At 74.0% G+C, this 23049-nt stretch carries 25 protein-coding genes and 1 pseudogene; 17 read left to right on the forward strand and 9 right to left on the reverse strand.

Features of this window, described 5'->3' with window-relative positions:
* Positions 1-78: 78 nt before the first annotated feature.
* Together IO40_RS0130370 and IO40_RS0130375 are read right to left on the reverse strand one after the other, a co-directional pair.
* Entirely contained in the window at positions 79-705 is a 627-nt protein-coding gene (locus IO40_RS0130370) for a permease prefix domain 1-containing protein (protein WP_016469731.1), read from the reverse strand.
* Entirely contained in the window at positions 702-1040 is a 339-nt protein-coding gene (locus IO40_RS0130375) for a PadR family transcriptional regulator (protein WP_016469732.1), read from the reverse strand. The genes IO40_RS0130370 and IO40_RS0130375 overlap by 4 nt, the downstream gene beginning before the upstream one ends.
* Positions 1041-1119: 79 nt before the next feature.
* Between IO40_RS0130375 and IO40_RS0130380 the strand changes: the two genes are divergently transcribed.
* Together IO40_RS0130380 and IO40_RS0130385 are read left to right on the forward strand one after the other, a co-directional pair.
* Positions 1120-1698, forward strand: a complete 579-nt coding sequence (locus IO40_RS0130380) for a PT domain-containing protein (RefSeq protein ID WP_016469733.1) — start codon at positions 1120-1122, stop codon at positions 1696-1698.
* A 65-nt stretch (positions 1699-1763) separates the two neighbouring features.
* Positions 1764-2870, forward strand: a complete 1107-nt coding sequence (locus tag IO40_RS0130385; protein ID WP_016469734.1) for a tyrosine-protein phosphatase — start codon at positions 1764-1766, stop codon at positions 2868-2870.
* A 22-nt stretch (positions 2871-2892) separates the two neighbouring features.
* On the opposite strand, the gene IO40_RS0130390 is transcribed toward IO40_RS0130385, so the two are convergent.
* The 4 genes from IO40_RS0130390 to IO40_RS0130405 all read right to left on the reverse strand — a co-directional run bounded on the left by IO40_RS0130390 (position 2893) and on the right by IO40_RS0130405 (position 6660).
* Positions 2893-3891: an alpha/beta hydrolase gene (locus tag IO40_RS0130390; RefSeq protein WP_164439886.1), complete on the reverse strand. Its 999-nt coding sequence runs from the start codon at positions 3889-3891 to the stop codon at positions 2893-2895.
* 251 nt (positions 3892-4142) lie between these two features.
* Positions 4143-4931 carry a glucose 1-dehydrogenase gene (locus IO40_RS0130395; RefSeq protein ID WP_031176538.1) on the reverse strand — a complete coding sequence of 263 codons (789 nt, stop codon included), beginning with the start codon at positions 4929-4931 and terminating at the stop codon, positions 4143-4145.
* A gap of 16 nt (positions 4932-4947) precedes the next feature.
* Complete coding sequence (locus tag IO40_RS0130400; RefSeq protein ID WP_031176539.1) at positions 4948-6069, reverse strand: LLM class flavin-dependent oxidoreductase; 1122 nt, start codon at positions 6067-6069, stop codon at positions 4948-4950.
* A gap of 120 nt (positions 6070-6189) precedes the next feature.
* Positions 6190-6660 carry an RrF2 family transcriptional regulator gene (locus IO40_RS0130405; RefSeq protein ID WP_016469738.1) on the reverse strand — a complete coding sequence of 157 codons (471 nt, stop codon included), beginning with the start codon at positions 6658-6660 and terminating at the stop codon, positions 6190-6192.
* A gap of 57 nt (positions 6661-6717) precedes the next feature.
* On the opposite strand from IO40_RS0130405, the gene IO40_RS34310 reads away from it, so the two are divergent.
* Positions 6718-8484, forward strand: a complete 1767-nt coding sequence (locus IO40_RS34310; protein ID WP_031176540.1) for an MFS transporter — start codon at positions 6718-6720, stop codon at positions 8482-8484.
* Between the two features lie 145 nt (positions 8485-8629).
* Entirely contained in the window at positions 8630-9280 is a 651-nt protein-coding gene (locus IO40_RS0130415; protein ID WP_016469740.1) for a PadR family transcriptional regulator, read from the forward strand.
* A 7-nt stretch (positions 9281-9287) separates the two neighbouring features.
* On the opposite strand, the gene IO40_RS0130420 is transcribed toward IO40_RS0130415, so the two are convergent.
* Complete coding sequence (locus tag IO40_RS0130420) at positions 9288-9863, reverse strand: dihydrofolate reductase family protein (RefSeq protein WP_031031294.1); 576 nt, start codon at positions 9861-9863, stop codon at positions 9288-9290.
* Between the two features lie 437 nt (positions 9864-10300).
* Here IO40_RS0130420 and IO40_RS0130425 point away from each other — a divergent pair, with 437 nt between their 5' ends.
* Positions 10301-10900, forward strand: a complete 600-nt coding sequence (locus IO40_RS0130425) for a TetR/AcrR family transcriptional regulator (protein ID WP_016469742.1) — start codon at positions 10301-10303, stop codon at positions 10898-10900.
* 61 nt (positions 10901-10961) lie between these two features.
* Positions 10962-11387 carry a hypothetical protein gene (locus IO40_RS0130430; RefSeq protein ID WP_016469743.1) on the forward strand — a complete coding sequence of 142 codons (426 nt, stop codon included), beginning with the start codon at positions 10962-10964 and terminating at the stop codon, positions 11385-11387.
* Between the two features lie 64 nt (positions 11388-11451).
* Here IO40_RS0130430 and IO40_RS0130435 read toward each other — a convergent pair whose 3' ends face one another.
* Positions 11452-12024 carry a flavin reductase family protein gene (locus tag IO40_RS0130435; RefSeq protein ID WP_234336602.1) on the reverse strand — a complete coding sequence of 191 codons (573 nt, stop codon included), beginning with the start codon at positions 12022-12024 and terminating at the stop codon, positions 11452-11454.
* Positions 12025-12167: 143 nt separating this feature from the next.
* On the opposite strand from IO40_RS0130435, the gene IO40_RS0130440 reads away from it, so the two are divergent.
* From IO40_RS0130440 to IO40_RS0130460, 7 genes and pseudogenes are all read left to right on the forward strand, one after another.
* On the forward strand, positions 12168-14027 hold the full coding sequence (locus IO40_RS0130440; protein WP_063830998.1) for an AMP-binding protein: 1860 nt from the start codon (positions 12168-12170) through the stop codon (positions 14025-14027).
* Positions 14027-15112, forward strand: a complete 1086-nt coding sequence (locus IO40_RS0130445) for an acyl-CoA dehydrogenase family protein (protein WP_031176543.1) — start codon at positions 14027-14029, stop codon at positions 15110-15112. Before IO40_RS0130440 ends, IO40_RS0130445 begins: the two co-directional genes overlap by 1 nt.
* A gap of 102 nt (positions 15113-15214) precedes the next feature.
* Complete coding sequence (locus IO40_RS0130450; protein WP_234336603.1) at positions 15215-16159, forward strand: VOC family protein; 945 nt, start codon at positions 15215-15217, stop codon at positions 16157-16159.
* Between the two features lie 10 nt (positions 16160-16169).
* Positions 16170-17270: pseudogene (locus tag IO40_RS34315) on the forward strand (FAD-binding protein); the annotation flags it as partial.
* Between the two features lie 97 nt (positions 17271-17367).
* The gene (locus IO40_RS39225; RefSeq protein ID WP_234315602.1) at positions 17368-17553 is read left to right on the forward strand and encodes a hypothetical protein; all 186 of its coding nucleotides are present in this window, start codon (positions 17368-17370) and stop codon (positions 17551-17553) included.
* 57 nt (positions 17554-17610) lie between these two features.
* Positions 17611-17850 (forward strand): FAD-binding protein, encoded by a 240-nt coding sequence (locus IO40_RS38325; RefSeq protein WP_234315606.1) that lies wholly within the window; start codon positions 17611-17613, stop codon positions 17848-17850.
* A gap of 180 nt (positions 17851-18030) precedes the next feature.
* Entirely contained in the window at positions 18031-18576 is a 546-nt protein-coding gene (locus tag IO40_RS0130460; protein ID WP_016469749.1) for a GNAT family N-acetyltransferase, read from the forward strand.
* Positions 18577-18884: 308 nt separating this feature from the next.
* Here the strand turns inward: IO40_RS0130460 and IO40_RS0130465 are convergent, their stop codons facing one another.
* Entirely contained in the window at positions 18885-20090 is a 1206-nt protein-coding gene (locus tag IO40_RS0130465) for a sensor histidine kinase (protein ID WP_016469750.1), read from the reverse strand.
* Positions 20091-20248: 158 nt separating this feature from the next.
* Between IO40_RS0130465 and IO40_RS0130470 the strand changes: the two genes are divergently transcribed.
* The 4 genes from IO40_RS0130470 (at position 20249) to IO40_RS0130485 (ending at position 23005) form a co-directional block, all read left to right on the forward strand.
* Positions 20249-20464 carry a hypothetical protein gene (locus IO40_RS0130470; RefSeq protein ID WP_016469751.1) on the forward strand — a complete coding sequence of 72 codons (216 nt, stop codon included), beginning with the start codon at positions 20249-20251 and terminating at the stop codon, positions 20462-20464.
* Between the two features lie 114 nt (positions 20465-20578).
* Positions 20579-20761 (forward strand): DUF6104 family protein, encoded by a 183-nt coding sequence (locus IO40_RS0130475; protein ID WP_016469752.1) that lies wholly within the window; start codon positions 20579-20581, stop codon positions 20759-20761.
* A 155-nt stretch (positions 20762-20916) separates the two neighbouring features.
* Positions 20917-21888: a DUF4097 family beta strand repeat-containing protein gene (locus IO40_RS0130480; RefSeq protein WP_016469753.1), complete on the forward strand. Its 972-nt coding sequence runs from the start codon at positions 20917-20919 to the stop codon at positions 21886-21888.
* A 1-nt stretch (position 21889) separates the two neighbouring features.
* Positions 21890-23005: a PadR family transcriptional regulator gene (locus IO40_RS0130485; RefSeq protein ID WP_031176546.1), complete on the forward strand. Its 1116-nt coding sequence runs from the start codon at positions 21890-21892 to the stop codon at positions 23003-23005.
* Positions 23006-23049: the final 44 nt, after the last annotated feature.

Consider the following 23049-nt stretch of genomic DNA (forward strand, 5'->3'; position numbering starts at 1 on the left):
AAAACCCCCCCCCCCCCCCCCCCCCCCGCCCCACTGATACCGGCCCCGCACCACCACACACCCCCGCCGCAACACCGCTCAGCGCACCACCAGACACCGCCGGCTGCCACGGGCGGCGCCGCCCATCACCACATGGGAGGCGGCGGCCAGCGCAAGAGCCGGCACGGTCAGCGCCCATTCCCCCGTGAGGCAGACCGCGACGCCCAGCCCCAGGACGGCTGCCCCCATGCCGGTGCCGACAGCCGTGCTGGCCCAGGCCACCAGACGGGGCAGGGCCCGGGGAGCCGGCAGCCGCCGGGCCAGCGGCCCCGTGGTGAGGGCGGGCACCACGGCGGCCAGCAGCAGGGCGAGCACGGCCAGGAGTGCCACCGGCGCGGCAGCACCGCCGACCGCGCCGCGGGCCAGGAACCAGCACGCCAGCAGAAGGGGCACCGAGACGGCGGCGGCCCGGGCCGTCTCCCGTGCCTGCGCGAGGGTCAGTTCGCGCTGGCACACGGCGGCCAGTTCCCGCACCGGACCGAAATCGCGCACCGCGCGGTCGGCCGCCTCGTGACGGGACAGGCCCTCGGCCAGGTAGGCGTCGGTGGTGTCGGTCAGCCCCTCGCGGATGTCCGTGACGAGCCGGTCGGTGGCCCGGCGCGGGCCACGCAGTGTCTTCTCCAGTGCGGCGACGTAGGCCGTCACGGGGTCGTGGCGGGTGCTCATGACGCGGGACGGGGCCGGGGAGCACCGAGCACCGCACCGATCGCCGCGGTGAACTCCGCCCAGGAGGTGCGCTCCTGGGCGAGGGCGCGGTGTCCGGCGTCGGTGAGTGCGTAGCAGCGGCGGTGCCGTTCGCCGACCGACTGCCGGTGGCTCTCCAGCAGGCCGAGCCGCTCCAGCCGGTTGAGCGCCGGATAGATGGTGCCGGTGCGCAGTTCCAGTGCGCCGCCGCTGCGTTCCTGGACGGCGTTGATGATGGCGTACCCGTGCAGCGGCCCGGGTTCCAGCACGGCCAGCAGCAGTCCGTCGAGGTGTCCTCGTACCGCATCCGTCCTCATGGGTAGGCAGCCTACGCAAAAAATATCTTGGTGTGCTACCTATTGGCAGCCAACATATGCTCAAGGACCGGGGGTCCCCGTGACCAAGCTGCTGCTGTCTCTCCATGTGCTCGCCGCGATCCTCGCGGTGGGCCCCGTGGCGGTCGCCGCGTCGATGTTCCCGCCGTTCGCCAGAAAGCTCTTCGCAAACACCGGCGAGTCGGCCGGACAGAACACGGCACAAAGCACCGGACAGAACACCGCACAGAACACCGGACAAGGCACCGGCGAGCCGGAAGCACAACCGAGCGGCGGCCCGACCGCCGCACTGCTGCTGCACCGCATCTGCCGCGTGTACGCCGTCCTGGGCGTGGCGGTCCCCGTCTTCGGCCTGGCGACCGGCTCCCAGCTGGGCGTCCTGGGCGACGCCTGGCTGGTGACCTCCATGGTGCTGACCGTGCTCGCCGCGGCCCTCCTGGGAGCGGTGATACTCCCGCGCCAGGCCCGGCTGCTGGGGGCCGCCGGTATCGGCCTGGACGAGGGCGAGAGCGCGCCGCGGGTCCCCGACCCGCGGGCCGCAGCCGCCCGGCTCGCCATGGCCACCGGCGCCTTCAACCTGCTGTGGGCCGTGGTCGTCGTCCTGATGATCGTGCGGCCCGGGTCGACGACCGGGGCCTGACAGCGCCGTCCCGGTCAGCGGGCGCCGCGCTGGGCGGGGATCCGGCCCCTCCCTACGTTCACGGCATGCGACTGATGCTGCGGGCCGCCGAAGGCCGCCGGAGCGCACGGTTCGGTGTCACCCTCTCGGCCATGGCCCTGCTGATGACGGGCTGCGGGAACGAACGGGTGGCGGACGACGGCCCGGCACCCGATGTCATCCCGTTCGTCTCCGCCCGGGTCACCGACAACCCGGGCGGCACCTCGACGGTGCGGTGGTCGGCGCCCGGCGTCGCCACCGTACGGATCTACGCGGAAGGCAGGGGCGAGCCCGTCGCGGAGGGCGGGCCGCGCGGTACGGCCACGGTGCGGGGGGTGGCCGCACACGGGCGGCGCTGGTTCCGGCTGGTGCCGGACCGGGGCCGCGCGCTGCGGCTGGCCGACCGTTCCCTCGGCCTGGCCTCCGTGCCCAACTTCCGCGACGCGGGCGGCTACCGCACAGCCGACGGACGGTGGGTGGCCATGGGCAAGGTCTACCGTTCGGCCGGGCTGGAGCGGATCTCCGCCGCCGACCGGCGCACCCTCCGCGAGCTGGGCATCGGCTCCGTCTACGACCTGCGCACCGTGGACGAGGCCCGGGCCCAGCCGGACGCGCTGCGCGGCGCCGACCCGCGTCCGCGGCTGCTCGACGTGCTGGGGCCCGGCAGGAGCATCGCCAACACCCCGCCCGCCTCCGCCCATCACGCCCGCACGCTGATGCGTGACTCCTACGGCGACTTCGTCGCGAAGAAGACCGGCCGCAGGGCCTACCGCACCCTGTTCACCGCGGTCGCCGGCGCCGACAAGGCCGTGCTCTACCACTGCACGGCGGGCAAGGACCGGACGGGCTGGGCGTCCGCAGCGCTGCTGACCGCGCTCGGTGTGCCCCACGGGACCGTGGTCCGCGACTATCTCGCCTCCAACCCCGCACTGGCCGGCTACAACCGGCAGGCCCGCGAGCACTTGCCCGACGCGCGGGAAGCCGCCTACGAGCCGATGCTCGGTGTGCGGGAGAACTATCTGCACGCCGCGTTCGGCCGGGTGTCGGACGACTACGGCTCCTTCGACCGGTATCTGAAGGGCGGGCTCCGCCTGGCGGACCGGCAGCTCGTCGCGCTGCGCGACGCGCTGCTGGTGGGGGAGCCCGCCTCCTGAAGCCACCTGACGCCACACAGGGTCAGCGCCGGGCGGCCAGCCGGTCCCGCAGCCACACCGCCGCGTCGTCCAGGGCCTCGCGGGCCTGCGGCAGCTGCGGGAAGAAGTCGAGGAAGCCGTGGAAGACGCCCGGCGCGGTGCGGTGCCGGACGGTCGTAAGCCGCGCGGCGAAGGCGTCACCTTCGTCGCGCAGCGGATCGCACTCGGCGGTCAGCACGTACGCCGGCGGCATGAGGCGCAGCGCCTCGTCGGACGCCAGGCAGGGCGCGGTATGCGGGGTGGGCGCGGCGCCCGCCAGATAGTGACCCCAGTACCAGCGCATATGGGCGGCGGTCAGGAAGAAGCGGCCGTCCCCGTAGGTGCGCATGGACTCGGTCGCCAGCCGGGCGTCGAGCACGGGGTAGGCGAGGAACTGCGCGACGGGGAGCGGGCAGCCGCGTTCCGCGGCCAGCAGACAGACGGCGGCGGCCAGGTTGCCGCCCGCGCTGTCGCCCGCGACGGCGATTCGGCGCGGATCGCCGCCCTCCTCCTCGCGCAGGTGCGAGGTGGCCCAGCGCAGCGCGGCGTAGGCGTCCTCGACGGCGGCGGGGGCGGGGTGCTCGGGTGCGAGCCGGTAGTCGACCGAGACGACGAGCGCACCGGTCAGATGGGTCAGTTCGCGGCAGAGGCCGTCGTGCGTGTCGAGGGAGCACAGCACCCAGCCGCCGCCGTGGAAGAACAGAAGGGCGGGCGCGTCGGTGGCGGGCGTGCCGGCGGACCGGTAGACGCGGACGCGGAGCCGGCTGCCCGGGGCCGGGCCGGGAATCGTCCGGTCGGTCACGGAGGCCGGCCGGCGGCGTGGGTCCGGCGGCCGGGAGGTGCGGCGGCGCTGCGCGGCGATGTCGGTGTTGGGGCCGAGGTCACCGAAGGCCGCGGCGATGCTGTCGGCCAGAGCCCGTGCGGCTGGCGTCAACGGGTCACTTGAGCAGCCCGCAGGGCCGCTCACGAAATCGCCCGCCGGGTCGTTCGCCGGGCTGCTCACGGGATCACCCGCCGGGTCGTTCGCCGAGTCAACCTCCGGGCCACTCACCGGGCTGCTCGCCGGGGCACTCGCCGGGTGGTGCACCGGGCAGCCACCTGCCGGGCTGCCCACCGTGCCACCCTCCGTGCGGCGCACCGGATCGTTTGCCGTGGGGCTGACCGGTGCGCCTCCCGGATCGTTCACCGGGCCGTCCACCGGCCCATCCGCCGTGCCGCTCGCCGGATCGTCCGCCGGCCCACCCACCGGCCCGCTCACCGTGCCGCCAGTCCGCCGTCGACGGCGAACTCCGCGCCGGTCACGTACGAGGAGGCGTCGGAGGCGAGGAAGAGCACCAGGTGGGCCACGTCCTGCGGCGTGCCGATCCGGCGGAGGGGGACGCCGGGGTACTCCCGATCCCGTACACCGTCGCCGCCGCCGGTGACCCCGGCGATCATCGGGGTGTCGATCATGCCGGGGTGGACGGAGTTGACGCGGATGCCGTCGGCGGCCACGTCCAGCGCCGCCGACCGGGTCAGCCCGCGCAGCCCGAACTTGGTGGCGCCGTAGGCGGCGTGGCCCGGTATGCCGGTCAGCCCGGCGGTGGAGGAGATGTTGACGACGGAGCCCCCGCCCGCGGCCCGCATCGCGGGCAGTACGGCGCGGATGCCCAGGAACGGGCCGACGAGGTTGACGGAGACGAGGCTGCGGAACCCTTGCTCGGTCTCCTCGCCGACGGGCGCGGTGTGCCACAGGGCGGCGTTGTTGACGAGGACGTCGAGTCGGCCGTACCGCCGCACGGTGGTGGCCACCACGCGTTCCCAGTCGTCGGCCGAGGCCACGTCGTGCCGCAGGAAGAGCGCGGCGTCGGGGCGGCCGGCCGCGGCTGCCGCCGCGTCGGCCGGGCTCTCGCCGTCCGGTTCGTGGATGTCGGTCAGTACGACACGGGCGCCGGCCGCGGCGAGCGTGAGGGCGTGTGCGGCGCCCTGGCCCCGGGCGGCGCCGGTGACGACGGCCACCCGGCCGGTGAGGTCGAAGGGCGCGGGCGGGACGGATGCGGTCATGCGGATCGCCCTTTCGTCATGCGCCCGGTGCGCGGAACTGCGGGATCACGTGCTCGCCCCACTGCCGGATGGTCTCCATGCACGCCTCCTGCGGCACGGTGCCCATCTGGATGAGGCACATCACCTCGTCGACGCCGATCTCCGCGAGCTGCCGCACGTAGTCGACGGCCCGGGCGGCGTCGCCGTAGGCGTGTTCGGCGTTGAAGGTGCCGGTGTCCACCGGGCGGGCCGGGATGTTCGACTCGTGCAGTCTGGCGACCAGTTCGTCGCGGTCCTTCTTCATGGCCGCCACGTGGTCCTCGTCCTCCGCGTAGGCGGTGGGCGCGGGCGCGTTGCCGTACCAGTGGGCGATCGACTCGGCGAAGAACCGCTGGCCGCGGGTGCCGAGGCGGAGCGCGAGTTCCGCGTCGTCCAGGACGACGGTCGGGCACAGCGCCGCCAGGTGGTCGTTGGGGCGGTCGGAGACGAAGCGCTCACCGGTGGGGGCCGCGCGGGCGTCGTCGTACACCTTGCGCATCGTGCGGACGTCGTCGGCGCCGGCGAACCCCATCACCAGTGCGCCGATGCCCAGTTCGGCGGCCAGTTGCAGGGTGTCGTGCTTGCTGCACGCCATGAACAGCGGCGGGTGGGGCTCCTGGACCGGGCGGGGCAGTACCGCGCCGGGGCCGATGTCGAGGGTGCCGTGCCACTCGAACCGCTCCTCGCGCCAGGCGGCGGAGAAGATCCGCAGGGCCTCCTCCATCTGCGGGTAGGTGTCCTCGGGCCGCACCCCGAACATGGACATCTCCTGCGCGGTGGCCCCCCGTCCGGCGCCGATGTCCACCCGGCCGCCGCTGAGGACGTCGAGCATCGCGGCGCGTTCGGCGACGCGTACCGGGTGCTGGTAGCCGAACGGCATGGTGACCACGCCGTGTCCGATGCGGATGCGCAGGGTGCGGGCGGCGACCCAGGTCAGGAAGATCTCCGAGGCCGACATGTGGGCGTACTGGGTGAGTGAGTGGTGTTCGACGGCCCAGACCCGGTCGAAGCCCATCTCCTCGGCGTGGACGGCCTGTTCGACGCAGTCGTGCAGAACCTGGCGTTCCTGGGCGGGTGAGGGGTCCGCCATCTGCGCTTCAAAGATCATCGAGAACTTCATACGGGTATTCCTAACCGGAATACCTTGTCCGCAGGGCGAGACGTGCCACTGAGTGGGACAGCGTCTTACGGGGCCCGGGGGAGCGCACGCGCGGGCCGCGCGAGCACCGGCCGGCCGGGGTCAGGGGTGGGGCAGTTCGCGCCGGATGTGGGCGCGGGTGGCCGGGGTGAGGCGGGCGGCCATGTCGGCGACCGTCACGGCGCGGAGGGAGGCGCGCCAGGCTTCGTCGGCGTCGTCCATCATCGCGTGGATCGCGCAGGGCCGGGTGCACTTCTCGGCGGGGAGGGCGCCGACGCCGCGCTGCCGGATCTCCTGGCAGACGAACGGGCGGGCCCGGCCCTCCACCGCTTCGAGCACGTCCAGCATGGTGATCTCCTGTGCGGGACGTGCCAGCCGGTAGCCGCCCTGGGGGCCGGGGGTGGCCTGGAGGACGCCGGAGCGGGCGAGCGCCTGGAGGTGCTTGGCCAGATTCGTCTCGGACAGTCCGTAGTGCCGGGCGAGCGCGTCGCGGGGCACCGGGGCCCTGTCGTCGGCCACGGCGAGCAGCACCGCGCAGTGCATGCCCCACTCGACCCCCTGCGACAACTTCATGGCTGAAGTCTAGACCCGGTTATCCCGGATATTTTTTATCCGCGATAGCGTGCGGCCATGAACGAGCGCTCCGCCCCGGACGCCGGCCGCGCCTGCCCGGACGGCACCCCGCCGGCCTCCCCGCCTCCGGTGACGACGGCCCCTCAGTCCGCCCCGCGCCACACGGCCCCGGCCGGCTCCGGCACCCCGGATGCCCCGTCCGGCTCCGGCAGACAGGCCGAACCGGCCGACCTCGCTGCTCCTGCCGCTCCAGCCGATCCCGCTGGGGAAGCCACCGCCGGGCAACCCGCCGCAGGGGAAGCCAATGCCGGGCAACCCGCCGCCGGGAAACCCGCCACCGGGGAAGCCGACGGGACGGTCACCGGAAAAGCCACCGGACAAGCCGGCGGAAAATCCGCCACCGGTCGCACCGGTCGCACCGGACCGCTGCTGCTCGTGCTGCTGTCCGCCGTCTTCATGGCGCAGTTCGACTTCTTCGTCGTCAACGTCGCCGCCCCGTCCCTGGGAAGGGAGCTGCGGGCCGGACCGGTGGCGCTCGAAATGATCGTCGGGGGCTACGCGTTCACCTACGCCAGCGGCATGATCACCGGCGGCCGGCTGGGCGACCTGCACGGATACCGGCGCATCTTCCTGGCGGGCACGGCCGGCTTCACCGTCGCCTCACTGCTGTGCGGGCTGGCCGTCACCCCCGGCCAGCTGATCGCCGCCCGGCTCCTCCAGGGCCTGGGCGCGGCCGTCATGGTGCCGCAGGTGCTGGCGTCCTTCACGGCGGTGCTGCCGGCCGGGGCGCGCTCGCGGGCGTTCGGCTGGTACGGCGCCGCCGGGGGCCTGGGCTCCATCGCCGGGCAGGTGCTGGGCGGCGCACTGGTGCAGGCGGACTTCCTGGGCCTGGGCTGGCGGACGGTCTTCCTGGTCAACGTGCCCGTGGGGGTGGGCACCCTGCTGGCCGCCCACCGGGTGCTGCCCCGGACGGGGCACCGTGCGGGCGCGGCCCGGCTCGATCTGCGGGGCGCGGTGGGTGTCGCCGTCGCGCTGGCGCTGCTGCTGGTGCCGCTCGCCCTGGGCCGTACCGAGGGCTGGCCCGCGTGGACGTGGGTCTCCATGGCGCTGGCGGTGGCCGTGGGGGCGGTGACCGTACGGTGGCAGCGGGTGCTGCGGAGGCGCGGTGGCGCACCCGTCCTGGAACTCTCCCTGCTGCGGGAGCCCGGCTACCGCTCGGGCATCGCCGCGGCAGCCGTGTTCATGGCGTACTTCGCCAGTTTCATGTTCACCCTCACCCTGCTGCTCCAGGACGGGCTGGGGCTTAACGCGCAGGCGGCGGGCCTGGTCTTCACCGCGCCCGGTGTCGCCTTCGCCTGTTCGTCGCTGGCGGGCCGCCATCTGGTGGGCCGCTGGGGGCTGCGGGCCGTGCAGGCGGGTGCGGCGCTCACCCTGCTGGGACTGCTCGCGCTGGCCGTCCTGGTCTCCGCCACGCGGGGGCAGGCGGTGCCGGGCGGGCTGCCCGCGCTGATGGCGGTGCTGGGGGTGGCCAGTCTCGGCAACGGGCTGGTGCTGCCGCAGTTGCTGGGCGCCTCGCTGAGGCGGGTGGACGGTGAACGGGCGGGCATCGGCTCCGCGATGCTGACGACCGCGCAGCAGTTCGGCGGTGCGGCCGGGGTGACGGTGGTCGGCGGCGTCTTCTTCGCGCTGGCGCCGCAGGGTGCCGCGGCGGCCATGGCGGGGGCGACGTGGCTGAACGCGGGCCTGGTGGCGGGGGTCGCGCTCCTGGTCACGGTCATCCGCAGGCAGGCGCGCCGCTCCTATGACGAGCGCGCTGCGCGCTGAGGCGGGCGGGGACGTACCGGGGGTGCGGTTTCCCGCCGGACGGTCGCGGCGACTGCGGGACGCGGGCGGCGGCGTAGAGTCGGCGCGTGGTACGTAAGGGTGGAAGGCGCGGCGGCGCGGGGCGTACGAAGGGCGTACAGGCGGGATGACGACGGACGCGGGCGCGGACGCGGAGGCCGCGGGGACGGGCGAGGGGCGGGACACCGGCCGGCGTCCCCTGCCGCCGACCAGCTGGGCGGTGCTCGGCCTGCTCTCCTTCGAGCAGGAACTGTCCGGCTACGACCTGAAGAAGTGGGCCGACTGGTCGCTGAGCTTCTTCTACTGGTCGCCGTCGTTCAGCCAGATCTACGGGGAGCTCAAACGGCTGGAGGGCGCGGGCTATGTGACCGCACGGAGCGTCCCCCAGGCGACCGGCAACCGCGACAAGCGGGTGTACTCGATCACGGACGCGGGCCGGGCCGCCGTACGGGAGTGGGCGCGCGGGGCGCCGGTCGAACCGCCCGTGCTCAAGCACGGGGTGATGCTCCGCCTCTGGCTGGGGCACCTGCTGGAGCCCGAGCAGGCGCGCGACATCCTGCGAGAGCACCAGGCGTACGCCGAGAAGATGGGCCACCGTGCCCAACTGGACGCGGAGGGCGCGGAAGGAGAGCCCTCGTGGGCGTATCCGCGGCTGGTGCTGCGGTGGGCGGAGCGCTACTACGAGGCGGAGCGCAAGCTCGCCGAGGACATGCTGGCCGACCTCGACGAGCTGGCGCGGGAGCGGCGGGGCGGGGACGGCACGGAGCCCGGCCCGTAGCGGCGGCTCACCGCTCGCGCACGTACGTGGTCCGGGTGATGCCGGAGGCGAACTCCTTGGTGGCGACCGGGACGAACGCGGTGGGGGTGAACTCCCCGTCGAAAAGCGGTATCCCCGCGCACGCCACGCGGGGGCTGCGTTTGACGATGAGTTCGTCGATCTCGTCGAGCAGCGCGGCGGCCAGTTTTCCGCCGCCGACCAGCCAGATGTCCGCACCGTCCTGCTGTTTGAGCTCGCGTACCACCTCGGCCGGTGGCCGGTCGCCGATGATCTGCACGGCCGGGTCCTCGCCGGCGAGGGTCCGGGAGAAGACGATCTGGCGCAGATGGGCGTAGGGGCTGGTGACCCCTTCGCGCAGGGCGGGTTCGTAGGTGCCGCGGCCCATCAGTGCCGTGTCGAAGCGCTGGTTGGGGCGGTCCGGCAGACCAAGTGCCGCACGGACGTGGGTGGGGACGGTTTCGGGCAGCACCTCCAGGGTGTCCGCGGTGATGTCCTCGGGGACCGGGAGGAAGTCGAACTCCCCGCCGGGACCCGCGATGAAGCCGTCGAGGGTGGCGGCGACGTAGTAGACGAGTGCGCGCAAGAGGCTCTCCTTCTGTCGGGGGTACGGCTCGGCTGCGGCCGGCCGGCAGTGTGGGTGCGGCAGGCCGGTGGTGCGGGCGCGGTCCCGGGTGCGGTCGGGTTTCGGATTCGGTCGGTCCCACAGCGGTCGTCCCAGCGGCCGGACGCCGGCCCGGTCGGAACGGGTGTGGGACCGGGGCCGGGGCGGGACCGGATCAGCGGCGGGTGCCGGGTCCGGGCAGCGGACGGTGGCGTGGCACATGACGTGGCTTGACGGGGCGGCGCCAGGGTTCGTGACGGGGCTGACGGCCTGCGGTGGGGCGTGGGAACGGACCTCGCATACTGACTCCCTCGAAGCACTTCGCTCGTACTACTCTGGTTGAAGTGATTTGAACGTAGTACTTCACTTGCAGTGGTGTCAACGGGGAATCAGCGGAATCCCGAGGAGGCAGAACCGTCATGCGGCAGAACACCGAACGGCGCACCGCGCTGCTCGACGCGGCCATCGAAGTCCTGGCCCGGGAGGGCTCACGGGGCCTGACCCTGCGCGCGGTCGACAAGGAGGCCGGCGTGCCCACCGGCACCGCCTCCAACTACTTCGCCAACCGCGACGACATGCTCACCCAGATCATGCGGCGCACCCGGGAGCGGCTGACCCCCGACGAGGCGGCCCACGCCGACCTGCTGAAGGCCCCGCGCGACCTCGCTCTGGAGCGGGAGTTCATGCGCGATCTGGTGGCCCGCATGCGCGCCGACCGCAGCGGTTACCTGGCCATGCTGGAACTCCGCCTGGAGGCCACCCGGCGCCCCGGCCTCCGCGACGAGCTGACGGGTTTCCTGCGCGACGAACTCCAGGGCGTCATCGCCTTCCACCGGGACATCGGCATGCCGGGCGACGATGCGGGTGTCGCCCTGCTCTACCTGGCGATGTCGGGCCTGCTGCTGGACGAGATGACCCTCCCCGGCGTCCTCGCCGCCGCTCCCCACGACGTGGACGGCCTCGTCCGCGCGGCCGTCTCCCGGGTGTTCGGCGACAGCGTTCCGCCGGACGCCCGGTGATCTTGTCGGTAGGGTGACCCCGCCGGGCACGAACAGGAGTGCGGGCGAAGGGGGTGCGTCGGTGAGCCGTTGGGTGAGACGGGCGGCGGCAGGGGCCGCCGTGCCGCTGGCGCTGGTGGTCGCGGCCTGCGCGGGAGGCACGTCCCTCAAGGATGCCGCTCTGGGCACCTGGGACTGCACGGTCACCGACGGTGCCAGGTCGCTCAGTTCCACCGTGACGGTGGGCGACGGCATCTACGAGGTGAGCCGCGGTGGTGACGGCGTGCCGCACAGCGGAACGTGGGAACTGGACGGCGGCACCCTGCGCGTCGAGGGCGACGACGGCCCCTACACCGCCGACGGACTGCCGTCGGACGTCGCGGAGTCGATGGGGCTGAAGTTCGGCGAGGGGGAGAAGCCCGAACTCTCCCCCTGGAGCGTGCGCTGGAAGGACGGCACCGTGCGCTTCCCCTACCACGGACTCACGGTGAAGTGCCGGAAGGTGTGACGCCGGCGGGGGCGCCGGGGTGGCCGGGGGGCCCGGACGGGGCGGCGGTCCCGGGAGGGCGCCCTCACGCCGCGTGGGCGCCGTAGACCCCGTAGGTGCGGCGGAAGTACAGCAGCGGGCCGGCCTCGCGGGGCCGGTGCAGCGCGGTGACGCGACCCACGGCGATGGTGTGGTCACCGCCCGGCAGTTCGGACTCGACGGCGCATTCCACGGTGGCCAGCGCCCCGTCGAGCAGCGGTGCGCCGTTGCCGCCGGGCTGCCAGGCGACCCCCGCGAACTTGTCGCCGCCGCTGACCGCGAACGAACGGGACAGCGCCGTCTGGTCCTCCGCCAGGATGTTGACGGCGAAGCGGCCGGCCGCGCGGATGCGGGGCCAGCTCGTCGAGGTGCGGGCGGGGGCGAAGCAGACCAGGGGCGGGTCGAGGGAGAGGGACGCGAAGGACTGCACGGCCATGCCGGCCGGTTCGCCGTCGTCGCCGGTCGCGGTGACGACGGCGACGCCCGTGCAGAAGCTGCCCATCACCTGCCGCATCAGGGCGGGATCGACGGCAGGGCCGTCGGCGGGGCCGACGGCGGGTCCGGGGGAGGTGGCGGGGCCGGGGGCGGTTGTCGGCGGTCGTCGCAGGGGGTGTCGCACTCATCGGGACGCTCGCTTCCGTGAAGACCATGTGCCTGCTAGGTGTATTCCTAATCGGAATACCTCGGGGTTACCGGATTGAAAGCCCGCCCTCACCGCCGCGTCAACCCCCCTGTCCCGCACGGTGCTTCGGAGGCTCAGCCATGACCGCCAGCCCCCTTCCTCCCACCCCTCGCAGCGTTCCTCCCGGCTGTCACGCCAGCCCGGCCCCACCCGGCCCACCCGGCCCGGCCGCCGGGTCCCCGGTGGAGCGCCCGCCCTCGGCGGAGCCCCCGTCCCCGGCCACCCTCGCCGAGCTGACGGCGTACGCAGCGTGGGCGTACCCGGGCCGTGAAGCGCTGGTCGAGGGCGGTCACCGCTGGAGCTTCGCGACGCTGCACGCCCGCACCGTCCGCAGCGCCAAGGCCGCCCTCGCGCACGGACTCCGCAAGGGCGACCGGGTGGCCGTCTGGGCGCCCAACTCCCGCCACTGGATCACCGCGGCGCTCGGTGCCGTCTGCGCGGGCGGCGTGCTGGTACCGCTGAACACCCGCTACAAACCGGCCGAGGCGGCCGACATCCTGCGCCGCTCCCGGGCCCGCTTCCTGTTCACCGTCGGTCCCTTCCTCGGCACCGACTACGCCCGCTCCCTCGCCGGGTCCGGGGAGGAACTGCCCGACCTGGAGCTGACGGTCACCCTGCCGACGGCCGGTGAGGCGGAAGAGGCGGGTGATGCGGTAGAGGCTGGCGGGGCAGCAGAGGTCGACGAGGCGAAAGAGGCAGAAGAATCAGAAGAGGCCGGTGAGACAGACAAGCCGGCCGAGGGCGCCGGGGCCATACAGCACGAGCCGGGCGGCGGCGGACACGGCGAGAGCTACGCGCGCTATCTCGACAGCGCAGCCCGCGTCACCGACGGGCAGTACGCGGCCCGCGCCGAGGACGTGCTCCCGGACGACCTGTCCGACATCCTGTACACCTCCGGCACGACCGGGCGTCCCAAGGGTGTCGAGGTGACCCACCGGCAGACGCTGGGCGCGTTCACGGCGTGGGCGCGCGCGGTGGGGCTGCGCGAAGGGGACCGCTACCTCCTCACCAACCCGTTCTTTCACACTTTCGGCTACAAAGCGGGTGTCCTGGCGTGCCTGCTGACCGGGGTCACGATGCTGCCGGAGGCCGTCTACGATGCCGGCCGCGCCCTGCGCCGCATCGCCGAGGAGCGCGTCAGCGTCCTGATGGGCCCGCCGACCGTCTTCCACACCCTCGTGCGGCACCCCGGCCGGTCCGCGGCCGACCTGTCCGCACTGCGGCTGGCCGGCACCGGGGCGGCCGGGGTGCCCGTGCGGCTGGTGGCCGAGATCCGCGAGCAGCTGGGCGTGGCGGACGTGTTCACGGCCTACGGGCTCAGCGAGTCCTGCGGCGTCGCCACCGTCTGCCCCGCCTCCGCCGACGCCGCCACCGTCGCGCACACCGTCGGCCCGCCGCTGCCCGGCGTCGAACTGCGCGTCGTCACCGGCGACGGCACCCGCGCGGCCCCGGGCGAGCAGGGCGAGGTCCTGCTGCGCGGCCCCTACGTGATGCGCGGCTACAGCGACGATCCGCAGGCCACGGCCGCCGCCGTCGACGCGGACGGCTGGCTGCACACCGGCGATGTCGGCAGCGTGGACGAACGCGGCTACCTCACCCTCACCGACCGCCTCAAGGACATGTACATCGTCGGCGGCTTCAACACCTACCCCGCCGAGATCGAGCAGGCCCTGCGCGCTCACCCCGACGTGGCCGACGTGGCCGTCATCGGCGTACCCGACGAACGGCTCGGCGAGGTCGGCGCCGCCTACGTCGTACCCCGCCCGGGCGCCGACCCGGCCGCCCTGCCGGACGCCCTCTCGGCCTGGGCCCGCACCCGGCTCGCCAACTACAAACTGCCGCGCACCGTGACCACCGTGCCGGACCTGCCCCGCAACGCCTCCGGCAAGGTCCTCAAGAACGTCCTGCGCGCCCGACACCGCACCGGAACGGCACAGTGATGACCGACACCCTCGCCCCCGCCCTCCACCTCACCCCCGAACAGACCGAACTGCGCGCCCTCGTCCGCAAGGCGCTCGGCGACGGTGACGCCGAACTCTCCCGCGTCACACAGCTGCTCGCCACCGCCATCGGCGCCTGGGGGCTCGCCCTGCCCGAGCGGTACGGGGGAGCGGACTGCACCCTCGCCGAGGTCGCCGTGGTGGCCGGCGAACTGGGCCGCGCCCTCAGCCCCGTGCCCTACCTCGCCGGACAGCTGGCGGCCCGCGCCGTGCTGCACACCGGGGACACCGACGCCCACGCCCGGCTGCTGCCCGGCCTGGCGCAGGGGCGGACGGCGGCTCTCGCCTGGGCCGAGGCGGGCAGCTGGGAGCCGGAGGCGGTCGCTCTTGAGGCGGTGCCCGGCCCGGACGGCTCGGACTGGCTGCTGACCGGCGGCAAGGAACATGTGCTCGGTGCCGACGGTGAGCTGCTGCTCGCCTTCGCCCGTACCGGGGCCGGGCTCGCGCTCTTCGAACTGCTGGAAGCGCCGCACATCGAGCTGCCGCCCGCGCTCGACCCCTCACGGCCGCTGGGCCGCTGCACCTTCGCGGCCACCCGCGCCCGGCTGCTGGGCACCCCTGGCGCGCCGGCCGCACGCGTGCTGGCCCGTACCCGGGACGAGGCGTGCGCACTGCTGGCGGCCGAACAGGTGGGCGGGGCGGAGCGGTGCGTGGAGCTGACCGTCGAGTACGCGCGCACCCGCGTCCAGTTCGGCCGCCCGATCGGCTCCTTCCAGGCGGTCAAGCACCGGCTGGCCGACATGTACGCGCGGCTGGAGTCGGCCCGCTCGGCGGCCCGCGCCGCCGCCGTCCACCCCGAGCGGTACGGCGCCCTGGCCAAGTCGGTGTGCGGGGAGGCGTACGAGTGGATCGCGGGCGAGACGATCCAGTTGCACGGCGGTATCGGCTTCACCTGGGAGCACCCCGCGCACCGCTACTTCAAACGCGCCCACTCCACCGGTCAGTTGTTCGGGCCGCCCGCACGGCACCGCGCCCGGCTGCTCGCCGACCGCCTCGCCGCCCTGGACACCCCCGGCCTCCGGTGAGAGCGGCTCCGCGGCGCCGTTCCCGCGGGCCCCGGTGGGTGGCCTCCCACCCACCGGGAAGAGGGCTCAGGAGGCGGCCCGGAGCGTGCGTAACGTCCCCGCATGAGCCCTATGAGCAGCAGCAACCCCGCGCCCGTCGGCCACGTGCCGTCCGACGTCCACTCCCTCGGATACGTCCGCGTCCGGGTCACCGACCCGGACGCCTGGCGCCGCTTCGCCTTCGACGTCGTCGGCTTCGCCGAGGGGCCCGGCGCGCGGGACGGTGCGCTGCGGCTGCGCATGGACGAGCGCCCCTACCGGCTGGAGCTGGTGCCGGGCGACACGGACCAGGTGCTGGCCACCGGCTGGGAGGTCCGCGACCACCTGGCGCTGGACCGCGTCCGCACGGCGCTGGAGAAGCACGGCACACCCGTCGAGGAGCTGGACGAGACCGCCTGCGCGGCCCGCGGCGTCCAGGCGGCGCTCGCCGCCACCGACCCCGGCGGCACCCCGCTGGAGTTCTTCTGCGGGCCCGCGCTCGACCACTCCCCGGTGGTGACACCGTTCGCCGCCCGGTTCGTCACCGGGGGCCTGGGCCTGGGCCACGTCGTCGTCCCCGTGCACGACGCGGACACCGTCCACGCGTTCTACACCGAGGTGCTCGGTTTCGCCCCGCGCGGCCGGATGGGCGTGCCGCTCCCGCCCGAGGCGGGCGGTCCGCTGTGGGTGCGTTTCCTGTCCACCAGCCGCCGCCACCACACCCTCGCGGTGATGGGCGTCCCGGCGACCGAACCGCCCGGACTCGTCCACATCATGGTCGAGATGGCCGCCCTGGACGACGTGGGCCGCACCCTCGACCGCGTCGCCGCACACGGCGTCCCGCTCTCCTCCACCCTGGGCCGGCACACCAACGACAAAATGGTCTCCTTCTATGTGCGCACCCCCGGCGGCTGGGACCTGGAGGTCGGCTGCGACGGACTGCTCGTGGACGAGGCCGAGTACGTCGCCGAGGAGATCACCGCCGACAGCTACTGGGGCCACGACTGGTCCGTCGGACAGCGGGGCTGAAGGGCGCACCATGGGAACACTCGACAACCCCGGCGGCGCGCACACCTTCGACGTCGTCGTCATCGGCTCCGGAGCGGGCGGCCTCGCCGCCGGACTCACCGCACGGCTGCGCGGCCTGTCCTCCGTCGTACTGGAGAAGACCGCCCTGTACGGGGGAACCACCGCACTGTCCGGCGGGGCCGTCTGGATGCCCGCGAGCTTCCACCTCGCCGCCTCCGGGCTCGACGACAGCCACGCCGCCGGCCGCGCCTATCTGGACGCCACCGTCGGCGACCGGGTGCCGGCCGCCCGGAAGGAGGCGTATCTGACGCAAGGGCCCCGCATGCTGCGGGAGTTCCACGACCGAACGGAGGTCAGATTCGTCCACACCGACGGATACAGCGACTACTACCCCGAACGGCCCGGCGGGCTGGTGCGCGGGCGTTCGGTCGAGCCGCAGGTCTTCGACCTCAACCGGCTTCCCGCCCACGAGCGCGCCCTGCTGCGGCGCGCCGCGCTGCCCACCCACGGACTCACCCTCACCTCCTACGACTTCCGATACCTCAACATGGCCACCCGCACCTGGGCGGGCAAACGAGCCTGTGCCCGCGTCGGGCTGCGCGCCGCCAAGGCCCTGGCCACCGGCAGCCGACCGCTGTCCCTGGGCGAAGCGCTCGTCGCCCGGCTGCGCTACTCCCTCGGCGTGCACGGCGGCCACCTGTGGCTCGGCGCGCCCATGACACGGCTGCTGACGGACGAGACCGGGCGCGTCACGGGGGTACGCGCCCGCCACGACGGCCGCGAGGTCACCTTCCACGCCCGCCGCGGCGTCGTCCTGGCCTCCGGCAGCTTCGCGCGCAACCAGCGGCTGCGCGAGCAGCACCTGCCGGCGCCCACCCGCGCCGACTGGAGCTCCGCGCCCGAGGGCAACGACGGCGACGGCCTCCTCGAAGGGCTGCGGCTGGGTGCGGTGGCCGACCTCATGGACAAGGTGTGGGGCGCCCCCTCCGTCGTCGTCCCCGGCAACCCCGCCCCCTTCTTCCTGGTCGCCGACCGGGGCATCCCCGGCATGATCGTCGTCGACCAGCAGGGCGACCGGTACGTCAACGAGGCCGCCCCGTACCACGAGTTCGTCGACGCCATGTACGCGCACCGGAAGAAGACCGGCGCCGAGACGGCCCCCCTCCTGGCTGGTCCTGGACGCCCGCTCCCGGGCCCGCTACGTGTTCATGGGGCTCCTCCCGCGCCAGCCCTTCCCCCGCGAACTGACCGGCAGCGGCTTCGTGAAGAAAGCCCGCACCCTGACGGAGCTGGCCGCCCTCATGGGCGTCCCCGCCGAACGGTTCACCCGCACAGTGGACCGTTTCAACGGCTTCGCCCGGCAGGCGCACGACGCCGACTTCCAGCGCGGCTAGAGCGCCTACGACCGCTACTACGGCGACCCCACCCTGCCCAACCCCAACCTCGCCGAGCTGTCCCGGCCGCCCTACTACGCCGTCCCCGTCGTCCCCGGCGACCTGGGCACCAAGGGCGGCCTGCGCACCGACGAACGCGCCCGTGTCCTGCGTGCGGACGGCACCGCGATCGACGGCCTCTACGCCACCGGCAACGCCTCCGCCGCCGTCATGGGCGAGACCTACCCCGGGCCCGGCGCCACGATCGGCCCCGCCATGACGTTCGCCTACGCGGCGGTCGACGACATGGCGGGCTGACCCGCCCGCGCGCATGCCGGCCGGCCACCCTCCGCCGGGAGCCGGCCGAGGCACGTTGTGGACTCGGGTGCCAAGTCCCCGCCGGTGGAGGCAACCGGCGGGAAACCTCACGGAAACAGAGCGCTCCTACGCTGACGGGACCGGCCGCCGGGCCGGCCCCGAGCAGCACTGTGAGGCCGATTGACCCCCATCGCCCCCGCCCTCCTGCGGCCGGCCACGCCCGCCGACCTCGGCGCCTGCGCGCGGATATACGCCCACTACGTGGCCGAGACGGTGATCACCTTCGACGAGGAGCCTCCGCCCCTCGCACACTGGGCGGACCGGCTCGCCCGCCTGACCGCCTGCGGACTGCCGTTCCTCGTCGCCGAGACCGCGGCCGGCGAGGTCGCCGGTTACGCCTACGCCGGGCCGTGGCGCCCCAGGGCGGCCTACCGGCACACGGTCGAGGACACCTGCTACCTCGCGCCCGGTCACACCGGTCGCGGACTGGGCGGCCTCCTGCTGGGGGAGCTGCTGACCCGCTCCGCCGCGGCGGGGGCACGCCAGATGATCGCCGTCATCTCCGACGCCGGGACGGACGCCTCCGTCGCCCTCCACCACAAGCACGGCTTCCGTACCACGGGCCGCCTGAGCGCCGTCGGCCGCAAACACGGACGCTGGATCGACACCGTGCTGATGCAGCGCGCACTGGGCGACGGAGACGACACCCGTGCCGCCACCCGCTGACCCCGCCGGCTGCCGCGCCCCGCACCGCTCACGGCGCCTGTCCGCCGGGCGGCTGTCCGCCGGGTGCCTGCACATGTGCGGCGTCCGGCAGCCGGGCGGCTGTCCGTACGCCGTCCGTACGCCGAGCCTGCCCGCCGGGCGGCTGCCGGTGTGCCGCCGGTCAGGCCACCGGGTGCCTGCCCGTATGTCGCGTCAGCCCGGCGGCCGTGCGGTCCTCTGTGTTACGTGCGGTCCTCCGCGTGTCCCGTGCGGTTCTCCGTGTCCCTGCGGTCCTCCGGTGTATCGCGTCGGCGTCGTCAGGTGTGTCGTCAGTGTGTCGTGTCCGGTGCCGGTGCGGCCTGCGGGGCGGCGGCCGGGGCGGTGCCGGGCCAGGGCAGTGCGGCCCGGAGCCGGAAATCGCCGTCCACCCGGCCGTGTTCGAGGGTGCCGCCCGCCAGCAGGGCCCGTTCGGCGAGTCCGATCAGTCCCTGCCCGGCGCCGGGCACCCGGGCGGAGCTGCCCGCCCCCGGGGACGGTGCCGGATTGCGGACCTCGACGGTCAGGCCCCGGCCCGCGCCGCCGCGCACGGTGACGGTGACCGGTGCGCCGGAGTCCGAGCCGTGCTTGCGCGCGTTGGTCAGTCCCTCCTGGACGATGCGGTACGCGGTACGGCCCGCGACGGCAGGGGCCGCCTCCAGGCCGCCGTCCACCTCAAGGTCGAGCCGGACATCGGCGCCGGCCTTGCGTGACTCGTCCGCCAGCCGTTCCAGGTCCGCGAGCACCGGTTGCGGCCGGTCTCCCGTCTCCGGGGCGCGCAGCACGCCGATGATCTCCCGCAGGTCCTGGAGCGCCTGGTGGGCGCTCTCCCGGATCACGCTCGCCGCCCGTGCCACCTGGTCGCGCCCGGCGTCCGGGTTGAACTCCAGCGCACCGGCGTGGACGCTCAGCAGCGACAGCCGGTGGGCCAGTACGTCGTGCATCTCCCGGGCCACGTCCTCGCGGGCTTCTCGGCGGGCGTCGGCCGCGGCCTGGTCGGCCCGTTCGCGCAGCGAGGCGATCAACTGGCGCCGCGACCGTACGTACAGGCCCCAGCCGACGGTGGCGGCCAGCAGCACGAAGTAGGTGAGGGCGGAGCCGGTGCGCGGATCGTCCAGGTCCGGCCGGTGGGCGAGCACGAACGGCAGCGGCGCGAAGGCCAGGATCGCCACGTACCCCGTCACCCGGGGCGGTCGCCGCACCGCGACGGTGAACAGCGCGACCATGATCGGTCCCGCCATGAAGTGCGAGAACGGTTCCAGGAGCAGCAGCACGACGGCCAGCTCGACCGGCCGGCGGCGCCGGAGGAAGAGCGCGGCGCACGCCAGTCCGCCGCGCAGTTGGTCGAGCGCCAGCGCCGTCCCGGAGGTACCCGGTTCGATCACCACCTGATCGGTGCTGAGCACCAGGAAGCACGCGGCGAACAGGAACGCGCCGATGTCGACAGCCCACTCCCTGGCGTTGCGCCGCTCCGCCCCGCGGTTGTCTCCGGAACCCATGCCGCGAATCTACGGCCTGCGCCGACTCCGGTGCCCGTCCCGCCGGCGCCCGGCTACTTCGGTAGGACAACGCGAGGGCACATCGTCGACTTTCGTCGCTCCGTCCGACGCCGACGCCCGATATCCCGCCCGTGGCGGCCCGGTGAGGCTCAAGGCCCATGAAGAAGCTCCTCAACATCATCGCCTTCGTACTGATCGCCCAGGGCGCCGGCGGTATCGCGTACGCGCTCACCGGCTGGTTCGACAAGTGGGCGCTGGTCCACCGCATCGGCTTCCTCGACGGCTACGAGATCTATGTCTGCGTCGTGCTCATCGCGCTGGGCATCGCCGTGGGCGCGGCCTCGGACGCCGTCGCCGCCCGGGGCCGGGACTGAGGCCGGGACTGAAACCGGGAGCGGACGGGACGGCGGCGGGGTCGGCATACCCTGGGGCGGAGGCGTCCGGCCGCGCCCGTTCCCGTAGGTACGTATCCGACCAGGAGCAGAACCGTGTACTTCACCGACCGTGGCATCGAAGAGCTGGAGAAGCGGCGCGGCGAGGAAGAGATCAGCTTCGCGTGGCTGTCCGAGCAGCTGCGCACCTTCGTCGACCTGAACCCGGACTTCGAGGTTCCGGTGGAGCGGCTGGCCACCTGGCTGGCCCGCCTGGACGACGAGGACGACGAGGACTGAGACCGGCAGGCCACCCGCGGGGAGGCTTGCGCATATCGCGACACACGACATATCGTGTCTTCCCAGAGACGCGATATGTCGTTGCTGCGGTATGTCGCGGGCCCGCGCCCGGCGGTGCCCGCCCGCAGGCAGCGCCCGAGCCTGGGGAGGCCGCCGTGCCCGTACTCGACGACCGCTCGTGGCAGATCACCGAGCCGCGGCGGATCGACTTCGACGACCCGGTGACCGAACTGGACGTCCGGGTGGTCAGCGGGACCGTCAACGTCGTCGGCACCGACGAGCCCGTCACCCGGCTCGAGATCGGCAAGGTCGAGGGGCCGCCGCTGCATGTGCGACGGGAGGGCGGCAGACTCGTCGTCGCCTACGACGACCTGCCCTGGCGCGGCTTCCTCAACTGGCTGGACCGCACCCGCCGGCGCCGCGAGGCCGAGGTCTCGGTGCGCGTCCCCGCCGACGTCACCCTCTCCGTCGGCGTTGTGACGGCCGGCGCGGTGGTGACGGGCATGCGGGGCACCACGACGGTGGCGGGCGTCTCCGGCACCACCACGCTCGTCGGTCTCTCGGGCCCGGTGCAGGCCGAGACGGTCTCGGGCGACGTCGAGACCAGACTGCTGTCCGGCCCGCTGCGCTTCTCCACCGTCTCCGGCGATCTGACGTGCATCGACGGCACCGGCGGTGAGATCAAGGCCGACTCGGTCAGCGGCGCCATGATCCTCGACCTGGGCGCCCCGCGCGCGGGGGAGGCCGCCGACATCCGGCTGAGCAGCGTCTCGGGAGAGGTGGCCGTCCGCCTCCCCGACGACGCGGACCTGACGGTCGAGGCCCGCACCACGGGCGGCGCCGTCTCCAGCGCCTTCGACGAACTGACGACCGGCGGCGGCTGGGGCGACCACTGGGTCGCCGGCACCCTGGGCGCCGGCCGCGGCACCCTGCGCGCCGACAACGTCACCGGCGGTCTCGCCCTGCTGCGCCGCCCGCTCCGCGACGGCACGGACCCGGACCCGCACCCGGACGGCACCGCCACGGTCGCCGCCCACGCCGCGGACCCCGCACCGGGCGCCGGACCGTCGAGCGGCCCGCACCCACCCGAGACCCCCGGCAACCCCGACCCGGCGAAGGGCCTGTGACATGCCCCCTGTCTTCGCACACGGCCGACTGCGCCTGTACCTGCTGATGCTGCTGGCCGAGGCACCCCGCCACGGCTACGAGGTGATCCGCCTCCTCGAAGAGCGCTTCCAGGGCCTGTACGCGCCCTCCGCCGGCACCGTCTACCCCCGGCTGGCCAAGCTGGAGGCCGAGGGGCTGGTCAGCCACACCACCGAGGGCGGCCGGAAGGTCTACGCGATCACCGAGGCGGGCCGCACCGAACTGGCCGGCAGACAGGCCGAACTGGCCGAGCTGGAGGTCGAGATCCGCGACTCCCTCGCCGCGCTGGCCGCGGACATCCGCGAGGACGTCAGCGGCACCGCCAGCGAACTGCGGCGTGAGATGCGCGAGGAGGCGCGCAACGCCCGAGGCCGGGCCAAGGGCGGCCGGGGCCGCTCCCGTACGGGCACCGCCACCGGCCCCGGCCCCCAGGAGCCGTCCGGCTGGGAGGACGGCTGGGAGACCGGATGGGACGGCGTCTGGCATGACAAGGAAGCCTGGCGCCGCGCCAAGGAGGAGATGCGCCGCGCCAAGGACGAATGGAAGGAACAGGCCCGCAAGGCCAAGGAGGAGGCGCAGCGCGCCCGCCGCCAGGCGAAGAAGGAACGCGAGGCCCACACCGAGGCGCTGGCCGAGGTGCAGCGCATAGCGCGCCAGGTGCAGGACCAGGTGCAGACCCGGATGCGCGCGGGCGACTGGCCCGGTGCCGTCCGGGACGGCATGTCCGAACTGGCCCGCGAAATGGGCAACCTCGGCCGCGTCACCGGCCAGACCACCGCCTGGCCGCCCTATGTGCGACCGCACCCGGCCGGTACCGACCCGGACGCGGAGGCCGAGGCACCGCTGCCCGACTCCACCGGTGACCCGGTGCGCGACCTGGAACGCCTCCTGGACCGCTTCCGGGACGAGGTGCGGGACGCCGCCCGCGACCACGGAGTCACCGAAGCCCAGTTGCGCGAGGTCTGCCGCCATCTGTCCACCGCCTCCGCCCACATCGGCGTCCTCCTGCGCGCGGCCGGCGAGTCGGCGAACGGCTCCCCGGCACGGGGCGCGGAACCGGACGGCCGGAAGGAGGACACCGGCCCGGACGCCGGCTGACGACACGCTTCCGCTCCGGCTGCGGCGGTGACCCGGATCCATGG

The sequence above is a fragment of the Streptomyces albus subsp. albus genome (genome assembly GCF_000725885.1).
In the GTDB taxonomy this organism is placed as follows: Bacteria; Actinomycetota; Actinomycetes; order Streptomycetales; family Streptomycetaceae; genus Streptomyces; species Streptomyces albus.